General features: G+C 58.0%; 1 protein-coding gene. It reads left to right on the forward strand.

Annotated features, from left to right (window positions below):
• Window positions 1-179 precede the first annotated feature (179 nt).
• Window positions 180-880 (forward strand): class I SAM-dependent methyltransferase (locus NW820_RS12860; protein ID WP_414407702.1); only part of this gene is annotated, 701 nt, incomplete at its 3' end.

Below are 880 nucleotides of genomic sequence, written 5' to 3' on the forward strand. Positions count from 1 at the left end.
ATGGAAAAGGTATTGACCTGCTTTAGCGACCTGGAGACCGGCATTGCCAACTTTTCCAGCGCTCCCACTGCTCGTTAGGCCGACATTAGGCCTTACTTTTGGGGATCCCCCGATGCTCTTTTCAGCCCATCAGCGAATTCTGGTGATCCCTCTAGCAATTTTCTCAACAATCTTCAGCCATGCCCCAGACCGGCCTCGATACCTTTCAGCTTCTCTACCAGCACCACCGTGGCCCCAGCTTCTGCGAGCGCATGCTGGCAACAGCGCCGGGGCGTTTTAATGAGGCTTTTTGGCAGTTCTGGCAGATGCACATCGAGCCCTGTCTGCCTCCTGCACCGCGCTTGTTGGATCTGGGAACCGGGCCGGGGTTTGCTCTGGGTCAGTGGGCGCAACGCTATCCCGGAGGACACTTCATCGGGGTGGATGTGATGCCCTACATGTTGGAGCGAGCGGCGGCAGATTTGAAGGGGATCCCTGGAATCCAGCTGCTGCAGGCCGACCTGCACGACCCTCACTTGCCGCTTGCGGCCAACAGCATCGATGCAGCTCAGGCAGTGGTGGTGTTGCACGAGATGGTGCAGCCCTTGCGCTTGTTGCAGGAGGTGTTGCGTCTACTCAAGCCGGGGGGGCGATTTTTGCTGGTGGATTGGGTGCGCGCCCCGCTCAGCCTCTACTTCGATGCCGATACAGAGGCCCAACTCTTCCAGTCGGACACGCCTTTGGAAACGCTGCTGGATCAGTTTACCCACTTCTACGAGCACAATCGCTTCAGCGCCGAAGACCTGGTGTGGTTGCTGGAGAAGGTGGGTTTCGCAGTGGTGGCTCAGCAGCTCTACAACCAAAATCGCTTTGTGCGACTTGCAGCCGAAAAGCCTATCTC

This window comes from Synechococcus sp. R55.7 (assembly GCF_047461955.1).
Classification (GTDB): Bacteria; Cyanobacteriota; Cyanobacteriia; order Thermostichales; family Thermostichaceae; genus Thermostichus.